The organism is Paenibacillus sp. GL_099_B (assembly GCF_057835695.1).
In genome coordinates this window covers 2,766,476-2,785,595 of sequence record NZ_CM174430.1, presented here as the reverse complement: position 1 = coordinate 2,785,595, position 19,120 = coordinate 2,766,476, and the positions used below count along the sequence as shown (strand labels likewise).

Annotated in this window: 16 protein-coding genes; 3 read left to right on the top strand and 13 right to left on the bottom strand. The window is 46.6% G+C overall.

The features are described from left to right. The 10 genes from AC3ITG_RS13070 to AC3ITG_RS13025 all read right to left on the bottom strand — a co-directional run bounded on the left by AC3ITG_RS13070 (window position 1) and on the right by AC3ITG_RS13025 (window position 11,569). Window positions 1-1,059, bottom strand: a complete 1,059-nt coding sequence (locus AC3ITG_RS13070; RefSeq protein ID WP_489253961.1) for a pyridoxal-phosphate-dependent aminotransferase family protein — start codon at window positions 1,057-1,059, stop codon at window positions 1-3. Then, window positions 1,043-1,828, bottom strand: a complete 786-nt coding sequence (locus AC3ITG_RS13065) for an ABC transporter ATP-binding protein (protein WP_413377912.1) — start codon at window positions 1,826-1,828, stop codon at window positions 1,043-1,045. Before AC3ITG_RS13065 ends, AC3ITG_RS13070 begins: the two co-directional genes overlap by 17 nt. A 2-nt stretch (window positions 1,829-1,830) precedes the next feature. Next, on the bottom strand, window positions 1,831-2,583 hold the full coding sequence (locus AC3ITG_RS13060) for an ABC transporter ATP-binding protein (protein ID WP_489253960.1): 753 nt from the start codon (window positions 2,581-2,583) through the stop codon (window positions 1,831-1,833). Beyond that, window positions 2,583-3,449, bottom strand: coding sequence for an ABC transporter permease (locus AC3ITG_RS13055; protein ID WP_489253959.1), 867 nt, complete (start codon window positions 3,447-3,449; stop codon window positions 2,583-2,585). Before AC3ITG_RS13055 ends, AC3ITG_RS13060 begins: the two co-directional genes overlap by 1 nt. Further along, window positions 3,446-4,390: an ABC transporter permease gene (locus tag AC3ITG_RS13050; protein ID WP_236703222.1), complete on the bottom strand. Its 945-nt coding sequence runs from the start codon at window positions 4,388-4,390 to the stop codon at window positions 3,446-3,448. Before AC3ITG_RS13050 ends, AC3ITG_RS13055 begins: the two co-directional genes overlap by 4 nt. Further along, complete coding sequence (locus AC3ITG_RS13045; protein WP_489253958.1) at window positions 4,387-6,006, bottom strand: ABC transporter substrate-binding protein; 1,620 nt, start codon at window positions 6,004-6,006, stop codon at window positions 4,387-4,389. Before AC3ITG_RS13045 ends, AC3ITG_RS13050 begins: the two co-directional genes overlap by 4 nt. A gap of 209 nt (window positions 6,007-6,215) precedes the next feature. Then, window positions 6,216-7,367 carry an iron-containing alcohol dehydrogenase gene (locus AC3ITG_RS13040; RefSeq protein ID WP_413377904.1) on the bottom strand — a complete coding sequence of 384 codons (1,152 nt, stop codon included), beginning with the start codon at window positions 7,365-7,367 and terminating at the stop codon, window positions 6,216-6,218. A 270-nt stretch (window positions 7,368-7,637) separates the two neighbouring features. Then, on the bottom strand, window positions 7,638-8,495 hold the full coding sequence (locus tag AC3ITG_RS13035) for a GNAT family N-acetyltransferase (RefSeq protein WP_489253957.1): 858 nt from the start codon (window positions 8,493-8,495) through the stop codon (window positions 7,638-7,640). 310 nt (window positions 8,496-8,805) lie between these two features. Then, window positions 8,806-10,500: a M3 family oligoendopeptidase gene (locus tag AC3ITG_RS13030; RefSeq protein WP_489253956.1), complete on the bottom strand. Its 1,695-nt coding sequence runs from the start codon at window positions 10,498-10,500 to the stop codon at window positions 8,806-8,808. A gap of 262 nt (window positions 10,501-10,762) precedes the next feature. After that, entirely contained in the window at window positions 10,763-11,569 is an 807-nt protein-coding gene (locus AC3ITG_RS13025) for a glycoside hydrolase family 12 protein (RefSeq protein WP_489253955.1), read from the bottom strand. A 633-nt stretch (window positions 11,570-12,202) separates the two neighbouring features. Between AC3ITG_RS13025 and AC3ITG_RS13020 the strand changes: the two genes are divergently transcribed. Both AC3ITG_RS13020 and AC3ITG_RS13015 read left to right on the top strand, forming a co-directional pair. Beyond that, window positions 12,203-12,943 carry a hypothetical protein gene (locus AC3ITG_RS13020; RefSeq protein ID WP_489253954.1) on the top strand — a complete coding sequence of 247 codons (741 nt, stop codon included), beginning with the start codon at window positions 12,203-12,205 and terminating at the stop codon, window positions 12,941-12,943. A gap of 142 nt (window positions 12,944-13,085) precedes the next feature. Then, window positions 13,086-13,298 (top strand): cation:proton antiporter regulatory subunit, encoded by a 213-nt coding sequence (locus AC3ITG_RS13015; RefSeq protein ID WP_053779896.1) that lies wholly within the window; start codon window positions 13,086-13,088, stop codon window positions 13,296-13,298. 98 nt (window positions 13,299-13,396) lie between these two features. On the opposite strand, the gene AC3ITG_RS13010 is transcribed toward AC3ITG_RS13015, so the two are convergent. Next, a complete protein-coding gene (locus AC3ITG_RS13010) occupies window positions 13,397-16,144 on the bottom strand; it encodes a PAS domain-containing hybrid sensor histidine kinase/response regulator (protein WP_489253953.1) in 2,748 nt (915 codons plus the stop codon). A 273-nt stretch (window positions 16,145-16,417) separates the two neighbouring features. Between AC3ITG_RS13010 and AC3ITG_RS13005 the strand changes: the two genes are divergently transcribed. After that, window positions 16,418-17,245 (top strand): protein-glutamine gamma-glutamyltransferase, encoded by an 828-nt coding sequence (locus AC3ITG_RS13005; protein WP_413377892.1) that lies wholly within the window; start codon window positions 16,418-16,420, stop codon window positions 17,243-17,245. A gap of 186 nt (window positions 17,246-17,431) precedes the next feature. Here the strand turns inward: AC3ITG_RS13005 and infC are convergent, their stop codons facing one another. Next, on the bottom strand, window positions 17,432-17,923 hold the full coding sequence (gene infC, locus AC3ITG_RS13000) for a translation initiation factor IF-3 (protein WP_489253952.1): 492 nt from the start codon (window positions 17,921-17,923) through the stop codon (window positions 17,432-17,434). A 123-nt stretch (window positions 17,924-18,046) separates the two neighbouring features. After that, window positions 18,047-18,979 carry a manganese-dependent inorganic pyrophosphatase gene (locus tag AC3ITG_RS12995; RefSeq protein ID WP_076289717.1) on the bottom strand — a complete coding sequence of 311 codons (933 nt, stop codon included), beginning with the start codon at window positions 18,977-18,979 and terminating at the stop codon, window positions 18,047-18,049. Window positions 18,980-19,120: the final 141 nt, after the last annotated feature.

Genomic DNA, 19,120 nt, shown 5'->3' with positions numbered 1-19,120 from the left:
TCATTTCCCCCAAACGAGGCGAACAGCCTGGACTGCTTGCTCATGGTCCTCATTCAATAATGCCGCAATGGTCGCAACAGCTTCCTCCACACCTGCCAAGGACGCATTACCCCCAAAATGATTAATTCGCAGAAGCTGACCAAAAAGTTCTCCGTCCCCCGGAGCAACGATGCCGATCGGCTGATCGATATGCAACTTCTCCTCCCCGGAAATTCGAACCGTGGTTGTGAGAGTCGAATATGTTCTGTTATCTTTTTGCCAAGGCTCCAGACCCAAGGCCTGAATTCCCGCTATAGCAGATAACGCAGCCTGTTCATGACGCTTGATCACCTGCTCCAAACCTTCAGACTCAATAGCTGTCAAAGCCAAAATCAGTGCTCTGGCTTCCAGCGTTGGAATGTTGGGAGGAACCCGAACGGGTGCAGCCCCTTCGCTGGAGGGCTTCAGATCAAGCAAAGACAGGATGGAGTTGCGCGGTGCGTGCGCATTAGATTCGAGAAATTCCCATCCACGCGGCGAAATGCTTACTGCGCTGATGCCGTTAGGCCCGGCCAGGGCTTTTTGTGCACCCACAGCTACAAAATCAACGCCCCATTCATCTACCAGCAGAGGCTCTCCCCCAATCGCTGATACAGAGTCACTCACCGTAATCAGGTTATGGGCACGCGCAATCTTTATAATTTTTTCTGCGGGATTCGACCCGCCTGTAACCACCTCTGCTTGAACAAAGGATAGTGCGGACGGTTGATACTTTTCAATCGCAGCAGCTACCTTCTCCACAGGTACAACTTCATCAAAAGGAACTTTGACTTCAATAACCGTTGCCCCTCCGCGTTCAAGCCACTGACCAAACAAACTGCCATAAGGCCCTGTTACGACATTAACTATCGTACGACCCGGTGCAGATATTCCAGCTGCCACGGCCTCTATGCCCAAGATGGCCTCTCCCGGGATGATCACCGGAGGATATTTCGTAGACAGAAGCCTGGAGAGCAATTGTGTGAGCGTATCGTATTCCGACAGGGTAAGGGGTATGTTCCCTTTATATTGTTGGCTCATATAAACCTCCTAAAGAACTTGATTCCGGCATCTTTGGAACTGCGGACAGCAGCTCTCGGCTGTATGCCGTTTCAGGTCGTGTGAAGAATTGATCTTTGGGACTAATCTCCACAAGTTGACCCTGCCGCATGACTGCTACCGTATCGCTAATGGCATGGATAACTCCAAGATCGTGGGAAATGAACAGTAGTGTAAGATTAAGTTCCTTCTTAAGTGAACTGAACAGATCGAGCACACTCCGCTGTACAGAAACATCCAATGCACTCGTCGGCTCATCCGCAATCAGCAGACTCGGCTCTACGCTTAATGCACGTGCAATGGCGATCCGTTGGCGCTGACCGCCGGAAAATTCATGCGGATACTTGTCCAGTGCCCTGCTTTCCAACTTAACACGGGCCAAGAGCTCTCTCGATCTTTTCTCCACCTGTGAACGGTCTACAATGCGATGAAACAACAGTGCTTCAGCAAGAATCTGGCGAATGGAATGTTTGGGATTCAGTGAAGCATCCGGATTTTGGAAGATCATCTGTATGCTTTTATACTGCTCACGGCTTCTTTTCTTCTTTAATTGTTGATCCCCCAGCAAAATCTGCCCCTCATCCGGCGTAATTAACCCTGCAATGACTCGCGCAAGGGTAGATTTGCCCGAACCGGACTCACCGACAAGACCAAGCGTGGTATGCTTCTGAAGATTTAGTTTAATATTGTCCAGCGCAGTAAAGTCGCCATATTGAACCGTTACATTCTGGACTTGCAAAGAAAATTCCATCGTTATTCGCTCCCTTCAAGCTTCGGTAAAGGAAGCACTGAGTTAATGAGCATCTGGGTGTAAGGATCTTGCGGGTTTTGCAAAACGCTAAGCGAATCCCCTTGCTCCACAATCCGCCCCTGCTTCATCACGCACAGCTTCGAGCACAGCGTCGCTGCAATCGCCAGATTATGTGTTACAAAGACCATGGCGAATCCCAGTTCATGCTGCAAACGTTGGATCGTCTCCATAATTTGACGCTGCACAGTAACGTCCAGCGCTGTTGTTGGCTCATCACAGAGCAGAATGCCTGGCTTGCACGCCAGGGCCAGTGCAATGACTACCCGCTGACACTGCCCACCTGACAGCTGGCTAGGGTATCGGTCCTCACGCTTCAACGAGTCGGGGAGCCCCAACAGTTCAAGTAATTCCAGCGCTGCTACTCTGGAGGCCTTCCTGCTTAACTTTTGCCTGTAATAGACAACTTCCGCCAGCTGTTTAACAACGGGAAAGAGCGGATCGAGCGCACCTCTCGGGTCTTGAAACACCATTGAGCTGTTCACGTCACTCCGAATGGCTCCGCCCGTCTGCTCTACACCGCTTGGCAACAGTCCCAGAATCGAACGCAGTGTAAGTGATTTACCAGAGCCGGATTCACCTACTAATCCCAGGCTCTCCCCTCGCCCAAGCGAGAAATGTACATCTTGAACTAATTTTTGATTTGACTTGGTTGACAGAGACAGTGCCTTGACTTCAAGAATCGGTTCAGTGGACATTATTTTTTCCTCCATACATCGGCCAATCCATCACCGACAAGCGACAAAGCAATTCCCGTGTAAACGACTGCTAATCCCGGAACTGCCGAGAGCCACCAGGCTGTCGTGATAAAGGATTGTCCATCCGAGATCATCGTGCCCCAATCCGGGGTCGGTGGTGCGATGCCAATACCCAGGTATCCAAGCGTAACAATCGCCACCAGCAGCCCCACCATATCCGTCATGAGGACAACGATCGCCTGAGGCAATACATTGGGCAGGAGATGACGAAGGATGATCCGAATTCCCGGCAAGCCCAACGTCTGTGCGGATGCGATCCATTCCTGCTTGCGGTACGATGCACTCAGCCCTCTGACGACACGGGCAAAGACAATCCAGCCAACGAGCATAAACGTAATATAAATCCCCCGCTCACCTGCTCCGCTGGCAAAAGCCACGATAATGACGATTAGATAAAAAGGGAAAGCGATAAGTGTATCAGTAACTAACGATATAACCTTATCAATCCATTTTCCGTAATACCCTGCGAGCATCCCCAGAAATACACCCATGCAAAAGGGTACAATTTCCGCCAGCACCATAATGCTCAAATCGGTTCGCGCGGCATAAATCAGTCTAGTAAACAAATCACGTCCCAGTTGGTCTGTGCCCAACCAATGTTCAGCAGACGGAGGTTGCAAAAAGGCACTCAAATTTTGCTCCGAAGGATCATAAGGACTAATCCACGGTATGATTACAGTCAAGATGATCAGCACGGCAAACATTAGACTTCCCACAAGCAGGGTAGGTGTTTTCAATATACGATTCATGAGACTGGTGTTTTGGCTGTCTTCATATAACTGAGGTTCTGTTCGTATCGTTTTCATGGTTTTCCTTTCGTTCTGGGATCAAGCCACCTGGACAGAAGCTCTATCAGGAGACTGATGATCACGACAGATACAGCACAGTAAAGGGCTATGCCTTGAATGACCGGGAAATCCCGTTTGGAAATGGAACTAAACAAAAGACTGCCAATTCCTTTGATACCAAATACCTGTTCAACGACCAATGTGCCGCCAATGAGATAAGAGATATTAACGCCAAGAAGGATCAGCGTCGGAAGCGCCGCATTGCGTAGGACATGTTTGAATAGAATGACCCGGCTCGGTAATCTCGCAGCCTTCAATGTAACTACAAAATCAGATTCCAGTACTTCAAGCATCTGGGCTCTTAATGAACGAACCAATGTTGGAATCTGTGAAAAAGCTACGGTAATGGCGGGAAGTGTCAAACTGTATAAGGTGCCCCACCACCCTTCGCCGACTCCACCAACGGGAAACCAGTGAAGATGAACACTCAGCAGCAGAATCAAAAGGATGCCAACCCAGAAGATTGGCATACCTAGCGTTACCGTAGGAAAAATACGTATCAAATGATCCAGCAGCTTATCCTTGTGTGTAGCGGCCAATGTAGCAAGCACGAGTGCAATGACAATTGCCAATGCACACGCCATGCCAATGAGCAGCAAGGTAACGGGTGCCCGATCAGCAATCAACTCTCTGGTCGAGGTTCCGTTAATAATGGAATTGCCGGTATCCCCCTGAGTGAACAGTGTCTTCACAAACCGTATGAATTGTTCCCCCAGCGGCAGATCCAGCCCGAGAGCATGGTGCATGCTCTCAACGGCCTCGGGGGTGCTGTACTCGCCAAGAATCATTTTGGCAGGATCACCTGGTACCATTCTGATGAGAAAAAAGACTGCTGTCATCACACAAAGGATCACTGCCAACGCTCTTCCCACAGTACTGATCAACCAGATCTTCTTCATTTCTGAATACGAACGTCTTCAAAACGCACACTGCCGTTAGGCAAAACAACAATGCCATCTACTGAAGAACGAACGCCAATCAGAATATCCGGATAATAAAGCGGAATGTAAGGCACTTCATCGGCAAGCGTTTGAAGCAGTTTGGAGTATATTTCGGCACGACCATCACCGTCCGGTGTTTGTTGGCCTTTATACAGAAGCTTAGTTACTTCATCATTGGTGTAATGCGTCCAGTAAGATTTGCTGAAACCATCTGGGTCGGTCTGGAAAGCAATAATCGAGTTCGCTTCTGGAGAATCGGCTTGCCCACTGTTCAGCATCGCTGCGAAATCATAAGCAAAGAATCGTTCACGGAAGGTGGCTAATTCAATCGATTCAATCTCGATGTTAATGCCAATTTGTTTACCCGCTGCCTGAATGATTTGCGCTTCTTGGGCTCTAGTGCTGTTGCCTGAAGCTACAAGCAGTTTTGTAGTGAATCCATCAGGGAAGGCCGATTTAGCCAGTTCCGCTTTCGCTGCATTTACATCAAAATTTAATGCCTTGAGTGTATCATTCGAATTGTAAGGAATCGTTGTAGGCAGCAATGAATTAGCCGTCTGTGCATAACCAAAGGTAAGCGCCTTAGTCAGACCGTCACGATCAAGTGCTAGAGCCAAGGCCCGACGAACATGCACATCAGAAAAATGCTTATCCAACGTATTAAAGAACAATTGCTCTGTCACCCAGCTGCCGTTGGTTACAACAGTTGTATCTGCGCCATTTTTAATTTCATCGGCATTTTGCAGAGCCAGCGACTCAATGGCATCCACTTCTCCTGCTTTCAACTGGTTGATTGCTTGGCTGTCATCTTCTATCAGCTTGTAAACAAGCTTATCAACCGATGGCTTTCCTTCTTGCCAGTAGTGAGTGTTCTTAGTAAAGGTTACATCGCCTGCAGGGTCCCACTGCTCAACCACAAACGGTCCAGTACCAATCGGTTTCTTGAAAAATTCTTCCTCGGTAACTCCGCCAAAATTGTTCGGAACAATACCGTTCGAGAAGTTGGACAGCTCCGAGATAAACGGCGTATACGGCTCTTTAAGCGTAATAACCAATGTATGGCTATCCGTTGCTTTGACAGTGTCTACCTTGGCCGATATCGCCAATGGGCCGCCAACCTTCAAGTGCCGCTCCAGTGAGAATACGGCATCCTCTGCCGTAACATCTGTGCCGTTGGAGAACTTCAAGCCATCACGCAACACAAACGTATACGTCAAACCGTCATCACTGATGTTATGCGACTTGGCAAGCCAGTCCACAATCTCGCCTTTGTTGTCAAAAGCAACCAAAGGTTCAAATACTTTATCAATGGCAAAAGCATTGTTCGATGTAATCTGATTATGCAAATCAAACGAGGTTACGTAAGCCGGCCGACCATATACAAAAGTCCCTCCCGTTGCAGTCTCGTCCGTCTTTGAATTTTCATCCGTACCTTGACTCGTACCTGGCTGGGCTGTTGCATTGGGAGCGGGATCATTGTTCGATCCGGAGCAACCGCTAACGATTACCAATAATAGAACAGCTAACGCTCCTACCCATAATGACTTTCTGGTTGATGATTTAAACTGTGACATGACTGACTCTCCCCTTCCAATAAAGCTTATGTGTTTAGTATGGATTGATTATGGATTAAAGCACCCCCTCTGTCAAACAAAAAATAATGACTATTGCGGGATAAAAACTATTTTATCCAATGAAGGAAATGTATCCGTATTTATAAGTCTCAGAAGTTCGCACAACACAAAAAAGCCAGATTATATTCTGGCTCTCTTTGTTCTTAACTCTATATGATTTTGCGGAACAGCTCCATGACTTCATCCCTGGATGGTTGATACGGATTGCCCGGTGCACAGGCATCTTTCATGGCATTATCCGCCAGCAACTCAACATCAGGGTCTCTCACACCTAATTCAGACAGTTTCTCGGGAATGCCAACCTCCTTGGAAAGCTGACGAATGGCTTCAATCACATACTCCGAGCACTCCTCATCTCGTTTGCCTTTTACATCCATACCGATTGCTTTGGCAATATGACGGAATTTACCTGGCACATGCTTTGCATTCAATTCCTCTACATAAGGGAGCAACATCGCGTTACATACCCCATGCGGCAGATCATAGACTCCACCAAGTTGATGGGCCATCGCATGAACATAACCCAAGCCTGCATTGTTAAAAGCAATCCCGCCAAGAAAACACGCATACGTCATATGCTCTCTTGCTTCCAGATCACTGCCGTCCCTGACGGCTCTTGGCAAATATTCAAAGATCAGCTCAACGGCAGCCGCCGCTGTAGCACTCGTCACTGTGAACCCACCAGGCGTCACCATAGCTTCCACCGCATGGGTTAATGCATCCATGCCCGTAGCCGCAGTAAGACTGGCTGGCTTGCTCAGCATCAGTTCCGGGTCATTCACCGACAGGTCAACGAGACTGTTTCGATCCACCATCACCATTTTCACCTTGCGTTCCTCATCTGTAATCACGTAGTTCATGGTCACCTCACTCGACGTGCCAGCCGTTGTGTTAATGGCAACAAGCGGCACGGACTTGTGTTTCGATTGATGCAAGCCTTCATAATCACGGATATGTCCACCGTTGGTTGCTACAATGCCAATACCTTTGGCAGCATCCTGAGGTGAACCTCCGCCTATCGATATAATGGCGTCACAGCCATGATCCTGAAATACGTGAAGTCCGTCATGTACATTCTGACAGGTTGGATTGGGCTGAACCTCATCATATACCACATAGTCTAACCCTGATTTTCTTAGTATAGACAGCACTTGTTCAGCAACGCCGGAAGAAATCAATCGACGATCACTTACGACAAGCGCTTTGCGAATACCCATTTTCTCAATCATCTTGCCTGCTTCGTGTAAACACCCTCTGCCCATCAAGTTCACGGGCGGAACATAATAAGCGTGTGTTGCCATCTGAACCAGCCTCCTGTTACCCCTGATTTACTGTCTTTATTGTAACTGAATCCGTTTTCAGATATAGTGAAATAAATCACAACCAAGTTGATAAATGTTTCATTGGGACGGATTTATCTAATGATTATGACTGCTCTTCATTAACTGGCTCATCGGTGCGTGAATTGAAAAGACATTTGATCTGGGATTCATAGGGTTCATAACTCGAATCGAAAAACAGGGGCTGTCCCTGGTCATTTTCATGACTTCGGTACAGCCCCCTACAGATCTTCAGCAATTTAGAAGCTCCTGAATCGACATGTAATAGACGGGATAGGCTCTGCCTTGTTCAAAACCAAGCTTACCCGCTATCGCAATGGAATCATGACGAAAATCCTCTGTCGTCCAATGTGGAACACAATTCCGTTCCAGAACGAATTGTACATAAGCGCTTGCCATGGCCGTAGCGAGACCCTTGCCACGGTGTATCGGATCGTAGGTATGGATGCCTGTTTCATGGTGAATGCCACTGACAAACACAGAGATACATGTACCTACAACCTGCCCCTCATATACCGTACATGTGCCTGCTCCGTATCGGAAAAAGTCCTCCACCGAATGCCAGAATTTCAAAATTTCATGCTCAATGATTCGGCTTTTGTCCTCTAGCATTACAGCTCGATCGATAACTTGCAGCTCATATCCAGGAGGAACGAACAAGGAGCTGGAACTGCGTTCCAGCCACTGCTCATACTTCGCAAGATTGAATTGAAAAGGAACTCGCAATCCTTCTCGCAAACGTCCATTGAACATGTGATCCAGGACTGGAGACCAACCCGAGCCGGGCTCGGGGTAAACTTCAAGATTCAGCATGTCTTCGCCAGCACCTAACGCTTCAGGTAATAGCTCCTGAACAAGCACTTCACTGACAAGCCTGTTGAACTGTTCATTATCCGATCTTCCGATCAGGTAAAACATTTCGTTTTTGGCCCAAATCAGTGCACTTTTCGGAGCATGAAGCTGATCTGCATAGACACGCCCGCATTGAAGTCCTGCAAGTACTCCTCCCATGACCACATGCCCGTTTGTACCCGAGATGATGGGCGCCAATTGCTTCCTTTGGGACGGTTGATCCAGTAAAACAAACATGGTATAACCTCGCATTCTTTGTATAGGGTAGATAAATAAATACATTCAAATCCACCCTGCCTCAGAATGCTATAACGTCAGGTTTATTCCTCGTTCCCTTTCACCTCTTCGACCTTTATTTTTATTGACCTAGAGAATATTTACCCTTGCCACTCCGATGACAGAACAACCTTCCGATCGCTGTTATCCCCAGATTTTTTTGATTCCCTATTTAAAGGGAAAATCCGGGGATAAAGGCGAACGCTCCGCTTCTTCAGGTTATTTCTGTCCTCTGCGTTATCGTGTAAATGTTTAGTTCAATATATATAGTTTACAGCGCCTTATCGTCTACTGCATCCAACCATGCTTCGATATCGCCGATAACGGAGGATACGCAGCCGTCTTCAAACGGAGAATTCAGACCTGCCAGTTCTACCAACCCTGTGAAGGACAGGCTTCCTCCGGCTTTACACAATGTCAGGTAGTCAGCCCATGCGGACTTCATATCCTGGTTGCTGCGTTTCCAGAACTGGAATGCACAGATTTGTGCCAGTGTATAGTCAATATAATAGAACGGCGACGAGAAGATATGACCCTGCTTGTGCCAGAATCCGCCTTGTTCCAAATAGGCGTTATCCTTGTAATTGATGTGGGGCAGATAAGTCTTCTCAATATTGCGCCAAGCCTGCTTGCGCTCCGCTGGTGTTGCATCCGGATTTGCATAGACAAAATGCTGGAATTCATCGACTGCTACGCCGTAAGGAATGAAGAGCAGTCCAGAAGACAGGTGATCAAATTTGTATTTGTCCGTATCTTCCTTGAAGAACAATTCCATCCACGGCCATGTGAAGAATTCCATGCTCATGGAATGAATCTCTGCGGATTCATACGTCGGCCAGTTGTACTCAGGCACTTCGAAGTGACGGCTCTCATAGACCTGGAACGCGTGACCCGCTTCGTGTGTCAATACGTCGATATCGCCCGATGTACCGTTAAAGTTGGAGAAAATAAACGGCACTTTGTAATCGTTCAGGAAGGTACAATAGCCCCCACCCTGCTTGCCTTTTTTGCTCACCAGATCCATTAGTTCATTGTCGGTCATCATCTGGAAAAACGTATCTGTTTCCGGTGACAATTCAGCGTACATTTTCTTACCATTGTCAATGATCCAGTCGGCATCCCCTTTAGGTGTCGGGTTACCTGTCTTAAAGCTGAAGCCCTGATCGTAAAAATAGAGGGTATCCACATCAATCCGGCTGCGCTGACGCTCTCTGAGCTTCGTCGCTACAGGCACGATATAATCACGGACTTGTGCTCTGAAATTGGACACCATCTCCGCGTTGTAATCGGTACGGTTCATACGGTCATAACCGAGTTCAACATACGATGGATATCCCAGCTTCTTCGCGATCTGCGTACGCACTTTCACCAAATCGTCGTAAATGCGATCGAATTCAGCCTCATGTTCAGCCATGAACGTATATCTTGCTTCCGATGCGCGTTCCCGCATGGTGCGATCCGTGGACAACTCAAAAGGATGCAACTGCGGCAATGTGCGTTCTTCACCTTCAAACGGAATTTTGGCCGAAGCAATCAGCTGGTTGTATTCCGTGGAAAGTTTGTTTTCTTTCTGAAGGTCCTCAATAATTTCAGGGCTGAATGTTTTCAGGGACAGATCCGCCAGCTGGAACAGCTGTGACCCCCATTTTTGTTCCAGTTCAGCACGAAATTTAGAGTTTACCAATGCCCGATAATAATCGGTGATGTATTCTTGAATGATCGGAGAGCTTTCATCCAAAAATTCATTTTCTGCTTTGTAAAATGTATCATTGGTATCAATGGAATGACGGATGTAGACCAATTGTGCCTGAGTCTCAAAGTCACTGCGCAAAGCGTTAATCTTGTCCATATATCCACTTTGCTCTTCAACCGTAGTCGAGGCTTCAAAACCACTCAGAAGCTCACGGAATGACGTTTTGGTTTGTTCCAGATCGGGACGTGTATACGTATACTCACTAAATTTCATTTATGTACACCCTTTCCTGTTAGGCATATTTCGGGATTCCCCGAGTTGAACTAAACCCTATTATACAAAAGAGCAGCCTAAAAATCCCAACTTTACGAAAAATATTTGTCCATCGGTCAAATGGAGCTACATCACTCGTTACATATGTTACGCATGAATGTTAGGTACAATACACAAGTAAAAGATGCTGCATCAGCAGGAAATGGGTTTTCCACCGAGCAGCATCTCATTGAATCAGGAATATACGTGATAAACGGAGCCGTTACTGAACGTTCACATACCAGTTAGAGTAATTGATCTGGCCGTTGCCTTTCGTAATCTCGGTTCCATATTCAACACTGCTGACATATTTGCTGTTGGTAAAGTAACTTTTGGAGATCAGATAATCAGTGAAGTTTTTGACGTTGATGCTAAAGTTGTTAGGAGATTTTGACTTCTTCAGGAACGAGTATACCCACCATTGATGCACTCCGTTGTCGGTAATCTCCCCGCGATACAGATCATAGGTTTGTCCACCAATGGATACATCCGAGAACACTTTGGAACCAATGGGACCTACACCGGAAGTCCATTCGTTCCAGATCATGATCTCCTCGGTAGGTGTACTCGACCAAGTCGCATTACCGATGTCATGCAGCCAGATATCATACGCATTATTATATTCCCCATTGGTGTTGGACGCCTTAGAATAACTTACTCCGGTATTGATACTTTTGTTCGCAGACAATCGTGTTGGCAGCCCACTTCCTGGCGTGTAGCCCTCTGTCCAGTGCCAGCCGCTGACAATAGAAGGATAAGCTTTGACTCCACCCGCAGTTGTTGGCCAGTTCCAAACGTAACCCAGATCTGTATTACTGTTCACATACACGGACTGGGACCAGCCACTGACACTCGAACTACCCCAGCTATTGTTGAATATATAGTACTTGTTGTTGCTGAAATTAAGTTTGGCATACGCTGTGGAATCCGATGCTGCGCTGGCTGTAATTGGAACGGCCGCAATCAGTAATGACATGACCAGCAGCATCCATGCTTTCTTGCCTGATCTTTTTTTCATCTTCAAACCCATAATGTTAGCCTCCCGTTAACTTTAATGTAAACGCTTACAGATGTAAGTGTAAAACATTCCCATATACAAGCATACCACTTAAATCCGACATTATTTCATGCTATTTTTAGACTTTTTGGCATTATATACAAATAAGCCCGCCTCGCATCCATTGCGAAGCCAGCTTATAGGCTTGTCTTTTCAAGTATTTTTCAATATACCCTAGTGTTGATCGTTGTCCATAATCTTGTAGAACCAGCCCATTCCGACCATTCCCACAACCATAATGATACCCATAATAATGATATATGTCATGAATGTAACCCCCCTGCTCCGTATTTCTTCACACTACTATCAGTTTACACGGTGAAACCCATTTTGAATTGACTGAACATTGACAAAAATACGAAATCTTCATTTCCACTCAACATATTGTGTCCTTTTTCATTGTAATTCCAACCGTTATCGCATTACTCCCTCTGATTTAAATGATATTCGATTATTCAACATTCCTCTTTCTCTATAGATATATCATATCATAGCGTACGATTTACCTTGCTCTTGTAGTGAACAAAGTTTCATCCGCCATCCTTACGGTGTATACTATACTTCTATGAATTGGAATTGGATTATACGCAGAAAGGTTTGAACTGAATGTCGACTCGAATACCCTATTATCGTCAGCTATTATTCGCTTGTTTACTAACTCTTATGCTGTTTATACTATCCGCCTGCGCTGATGGTGAAGCTCATGTCACGGTTAATATGGACGGTTCATCCGATCTGGATCTGAATCTCAGCGTAACCGACTCAGCCTTGGGTATGATAGGACAAGACAATCTCATGACACTGCTCGCAGATACGTTGAAACAGAACAATTTCCAGGCCGAAGTTTCGGATCAGGGAGATCGGACACAACTCAAAGCGACAACCCATTATGAGAAAAGTAATACCGTCTCTACTTTCAGCACGTCGGATCTGCCTGATGGAATCAAGGTGGAGCAATCCACTACACCCGGCTTCTTCACTTCCAAATTGCATATTGCTGCGGAAGCAGAACTGTTGCAGACTATACCAGATGGAGAAGTCAAAGACCAAATCAGCAAGGTCCCTGCATTTCTCAAAAACTTGCTGCTGAAAGATGTCAACTTTGATTTCAAGCTGACGCTGCCGATCAAGGCGCAGGATTCCAATGCAGATCTGGTCGAAGATCATGGAAAAACCCTTATTTGGCACGTCTCCCCACTGAATACGAATAAACTGGATTTGACCGTACAGGTCCCGAATATTCGGAATATCATAATTACGGGGGGCATTGCCTTGGTGCTGATCATTGCATTACTTATCTGGTTTATGGTCCGTCGCAGACGAACCCGACAGGGTCGGAATGTATAACTAACCACAGCTCAAGAAGCTTGGATCAGATGACTACTATTTCAATTCTGACTTGCCAAACGGTGTTATGGATAGTAGAATACATCCGTACTGTGTGAACGGTTAACTTAACTATGGAAAAGCTAAAGAGGTGACAGGTTTCATGAATATCCGGGAATGCCCATTGCCTGGTATCGGAGTAAAGTACCAGTTTGATACAAAAAGCGGTAATAAGTTGGTCATTATTGTCCACGAAGACGGACGCCGTGAATTATTCTCGGTGGACCCCAATGATAACGAAGAACTTACCCTAATTGCAGAATTGGAAGATGACGAGTGCGTAACCCTTTCGGGGTTAATTGGAGGATGGTCCTGACATCTGTCAGGGTTATACCGACGGTATGCAAAATAACCTGCTCCCTCAATTAGGGGCAGGTTATTTTCTTATCCCACTATTCACAGTACAAACGCCCATCAGCGCTCGTGATGGGACCGAATGTACGGAACCCATGTATTTAGCACACGACTTATTTCCGTAGAGCTGAACGGTTTGCTGATGAAGTCCTGCATGCCGCATTTCAGACAGGCTTCACGGTCGTTCGCTCCTGCAAATGCGGTGATGGCTGCAATGACCGGAATTTCAGGGTGGGTTTGCCTAATTCTGCAGGTCGCTTCAATCCCATCCATAACAGGCATTTGGATGTCCATAAAGAGAAGATCGTATGTTTCCCTTTCCAATGCTTTCACCGCTTCTGCACCGTTCTCCACGATATCACATACACCGCCGAGCTTACGAAGCATTTCCTCCAGCAAATGACTGTTCAATGACTGATCCTCAGCTATAAGAATTTTGATCCCCGCTGCCAGACTTGTTCGATCTAGCTTCAGGTCGCTATCAGCCACCTCTTCAATCGGATCCGTGGTCTCATCTTGCCATCGTTCAAGTAACAGGGTGAATTGAAACTCTGCTCCCTCACCTGTCTCACTCTGTACACCAATGGCGCCGCCCATCAGTTCCACCAGCTTCTTGCTGATAGCCAGCCCCAGACCTGTACCTCCATATTTGCGATTGATAGCCGGATCGAGCTGTGAGAAGGACTGGAACAGTTGATGCTGCTTGTTGAACGGAATGCCAATCCCCGTATCTTTGACCGAAACTAACAAGATAAGGTGATTCTCATTGTAAAATTCCGCTGGCTTAACGTTCACATGAACCTGAATGCTTCCCTTCTCCGTGAATTTGACGGCATTGCCTACCAGATTTATTAGAATCTGACGAATCCGTGTTTCATCGCCTCTTACGCGTTCGGGAATCTGATCTGACATTTCACAGTATAGTTCAATATTCTTTTCGGAAGCTCTAAGTGCGAATAGTTCCATGACCCCGCCAAGAACGGATTTGATATCAACTGGCTGGCGTTCGAGATCCATTTTGCCTGCTTCAATCTTGCTAAAATCCAAGATCTCATTCAGAATATGCAGCAGTGATTCACCACTGTCGATGATGATATCAGCGAAGCCATTCTGCTCCTCATCCAGCTCTGTTTCTTTTAACAGATGAGCCATGCCCATGATTCCATTCAGAGGTGTACGTAGCTCATGACTCATAATCGCCAGGAACTCGGACTTGGCCCGGTCCGCATGTTCTGCCACTTCTTTGGCACGAATGATGTCCTTCACCGATGTCATATCGCGGAAAACCAGTACTGCCCCACGATTGTCCCCCTGCTCCATAATCGGTTTCAGTTGGAACTCCGCCAGGAAGCTGGAGCCATCCTGCTTCCAAAATACAGACTCAGATCGCGGCAGGCTTCGCCCTTCACGTACAGCTTGAAGAAGCGGAGTGCCATTGGATGGATAAGGGATACCCTCACTTTGCATTTGTAACATAATCTCTTCAAGCGGCTTGCCATTCATTTCAGACGGGCAGAAATCCATCATCTCCGTTGCAATCGGGTTGGCAAATATCAGGTTTCCATTCTGATCCAGGCCAATGACTCCCTCAGACATGGCATTGAGAATCAACGCCCTTTCATAACTGAGATTTTCAATTTCCTCTACATACCTTTTGGACTCCGTAATATCGCTAGTTATTCCATAGACGCCTACGACCCGATCCTCGAGCAAAATCGGAACATTAATCACACTCGTTTCAATACGCTGTCCGTCTTTGTGAATCAACCCCACTTCATAGCTCTGTGCGGTTCCTTTTACGGTCTCTTCAAAGTGATGCCTCGTTTTATCCAGGTCCACCGGGTCAATGAGATGATCAAAGGATGAACTAAGAAGTTCCTCCTTGGTATGGCCTGTCAATTGCTCCTGACCTGCGTTGGCCTTCAGCAAGTTTCCGTGCAAATCCAATGAAGCAACTCCGAGTGGGTTACTGTCGAACAATGATTGGTATTCCTGAAGACTTAATTGCTGCTGCTTGCTTGCTGTAATATCACGGGTCACCGCGATCATTTCCTGCAGATTTCCCTGTTTGTCATATAGATAATGAGTGATGGTATCTGCCCATACAACAGAACCATCTTTATGCAGGAGCCGATAGCTCATTCGATCAGGAGCAAGGCCCTGAATTTGACCAGCCACGTAAGCTTCGACCAGAGGCACATCGTTGGGGTGAATGCAGAACAGGCCAGATTGACCAACGACTTCTTCTGGATCATATCCCAACATGCTTTGGCTGGCTGGAGATACGTACTTGAACGTCCGCTCCGGGTCGGCCTGGTGTATGGCAATCAGGTCAAGCGAGGATTCGGTCAACAATCTTGAGATTCGACTGCTCTCTTCCAACTGCTTGCGCTGTACAATCAGTCGACTCTCCGCGTCCTTCTGCTTTGAAATATCCGCTGCCTGTACAAGCAAATAAAGCGGCTCGCCGTTCGCTTCATCCCTGACGATACAGGCTCGTAATGTCGCCCACAGAAGAGAATCATCCTTACGCTTAAGCCGTAACTCGGTTTCATACATCAGGATTAATCCATTAGTCATATCCCAGAACTTGGATCTAAACTCCTCCATTTCTAGGTCTTCCTCATAAATCATATGTACAATCGGGGAGTCAATCAATTCATCTTCACTGCATCCCAGCATCTCGCAAAATGCCGGATTAAGCTGTAGCCAACGTCCGTTCACATGCGAGGCAACAGCAATGCCGATCGGTGCATGTGTATATAACTGTTCGAACAGAGAGCGATTCTCTACAATTGGATTCGACACCACATATCCTCCTTTATTGGGAATCTGAATATATTCCGTATGAACAGATCGACCTGAACATAACTTCATTTATAAGAGTAGTACCCCAAAAGTAATGATTTATAAACGAGATCAACAAAATTCCAGGCAATAATCGACATTCTTATCGTGTGTTCATGCTGTCTGCACCTGGTAGACATAAAAACCGCATAAGTGGCGTCATATACTACAGAATACGCGTGCATACCCTTTTGTACAAGGCTGAACATCCCAATGATACTGGAGGTTATGATTATGATCATTGTTGCGAATCAACCGATTGAGCTGGTGCGTTCGGATTGGTCTGCTTTTGCATGGCACTGGTTACAGCAACTACAGAACAGTCCAACAGTATACACATATCAATCCATGGATCATCTTCACTTTGAATGGACGTTGCGCGAGTCTCTGGTTGATGCAGCGGAAGCGCTTGATCGAAGCGGGGTCAGCTTTGCCTCATTCGAGAAATCCAGGTGCAACCCGGCATATTGGAATCGAAATGCTGAAGGTGGCTTTGAGCTAAGGGCTGAGGTAACGCCTGCGGAGGGAATCCGGGACATTTGGAAGAATGGTCATTTGTATGCCTTTGAATGTGCAACAGCGACAGTGATCGTACTGTATGGCGGAGTATTGGGCAGCATTCGGGAAGATGATTTCAATTCACTGTTTCGCAACCTGCTGCTCTACGACTGGCACTATGACAGCGATCTACGATTAACGGAGAAGAACGGCAGCGACTCTGCGCTTCCTGGAGATGTATTGTACTTCAAAAATCCGGACGTTTCCCCTGAAACACCAGAGTGGCAGGGAGAGAATACCATTATGCTGCGTGAAGACCTATATTATGGTCATGGAATCGGGATTGCAAGCGGGGAAGAAATCATTCGTTCACTGAATCAAAACCGCATTCCCGGAAGTACAGTGTCAGCCTATTTAATGGATACGGTTATTTATCCGGACTTTCTATATCTATCCCGGTATGCCAAGAACAGTAACGCGAATTCACAGACAGCCTCGTCTACCCCGGTCTTACCGGGACAGTTGTATGTACGCATTGGCGGCAGCCGTTACTTGCGAACCTAAGTAGCTTGAAGCGTAATTGTCATTAGGATTACAGAAGTGCTATAACGATATTTCATGCTGAAAACCCCGGAGAGCAGCAAGTCAACTGCTGCTCTCCGGGGTTTTTTGGAGCACTTGGGACAACCAATCCCAAACGACCCGATTGTCCCACAGTTCCATTGTTATTTAGCTGATTTCGTTCATCGATTATCCAATGGGGTCTAACTGTACAACGACCTGTTTGCCGCTCACCTGAATACCTGTCGTTTTACTGCCATACTCAGCAAGAGATTTGCACAACTGTTCTGCCCATTCCTTGCCTGCTGTTCCTTCCTTGGCCCCATTCACCTGGATGACGAGCTTCACCGAGTCCCCCTTCGTCAGGATGCGCTCTGCCTGAGATTGCTTGGTCTCCCGATCGTGGTCTTCCATCTGCAGGTTCAGTCGAATCTCCTTCACTTTACGTTTATCCGGTGATTTCGCAGCTTTCTTCTTCTCTTGCTGCTTTTCCTGCTTCGCTGCTCCAGCGCCAATCAGTTTGCAAAGTGGCGGGCTGGTCATTAGAGACATACAGATCAGATCAACCTTGTGCTGCTTCGCAAGTGCAAGTGCGTCACGAGTAGACATGATGCCGAGATCTTCACCGTTCAGGCCGGTCAGTTGCACTTCAGTCGCTTTAATCTTTTCATTTTTGATCATGGTACATCCTCCTCTACAACAAAAGCCTGTCCTGACCTATGACAGATCAAGAGCAGGCTTGGATGTTGTAACTGAATATTCATCGTATCTGGACGTAATGGTTATACGTCGGTTTTGTGCATCTTACAACGAGTTGAACGCTTCGGTCAGAACTGGAACAATTTGCGATTTACGGGATACTACGCCTTTGAGCAGCGCTCTGCTATCCGACAATGTCACATTGTACGCTTTTTCTACAGCTTTGGTGGAAGCACCATAAGCCAATGCAACAGAATCGTTGTTCAGGATGTCGGTTACGACAAATACGAACAGGTCAAGACCTTTGCTGGAAATAATCGCTTCAATCGCTGCTTCAAGCTCTGGTTGCTTCACAAGTACATCATTCACGTCAACCGCGTTCACTTGCGCAATTTCCACTTTCGCTTGGCCCATTGCGAATTCTTTCGCATCCAGGGAGATTAGTTCAGCAATCGTTTTCTGGCTCAGATCCGCGCCCGCTTTCAGCATATCCAGACCATAGCTGTCTGCATCCACACCAGCAATGGCAGCCAGTTCACGTGCTGCTGCTACATCCTGTTCTGTGCATGTTGGGGATTTAAACAACAGGGAGTCGGAAATAATCGCGGACAGCATCAGACCAGCAATCGGTGCGCTGATTTCCACGCCGTTTTCTTTGTACAATTTATTCAAAATGGTTGCTGTACAACCTACAGGTTCTGCACGGAAATACAAAGGCTGGCTTGTCTCAAAGTTTGCGATCCGGTGATGGTCGATAACTTCAACAACCGTCACGTCCTCAATATCGCTGACGCTTTGTTGACGCTCGTTGTGGTCAACCAGGATGACCTTGTTCACTTCATTGGCTGCTGTTTTGATCAAACGTGGCGCTGCCACTTTGAATTGGTCCAATGCAAATTGAGTTTCGCCGTTTACTTCGCCGAGGCGAACAGCTTCAACGTCCTGACCCAATTTTGTTTTCAAGTCTGCATAGGCAATAGCCGAGCAGATCGTATCCGTATCGGGATTTTTGTGACCGAAGATTAATGCTTTTTCCATATTAATAGCCCTCCGTCAATTCTGATTTAGATTAATAAAATGTAATATTTCAATCATACCCTTACTGATTATAGCGTTAATAAGGCTTAATTCCAATCCCTTTACAGCGAATTAATTACAAATTCATGTCAGGGTCTTGCC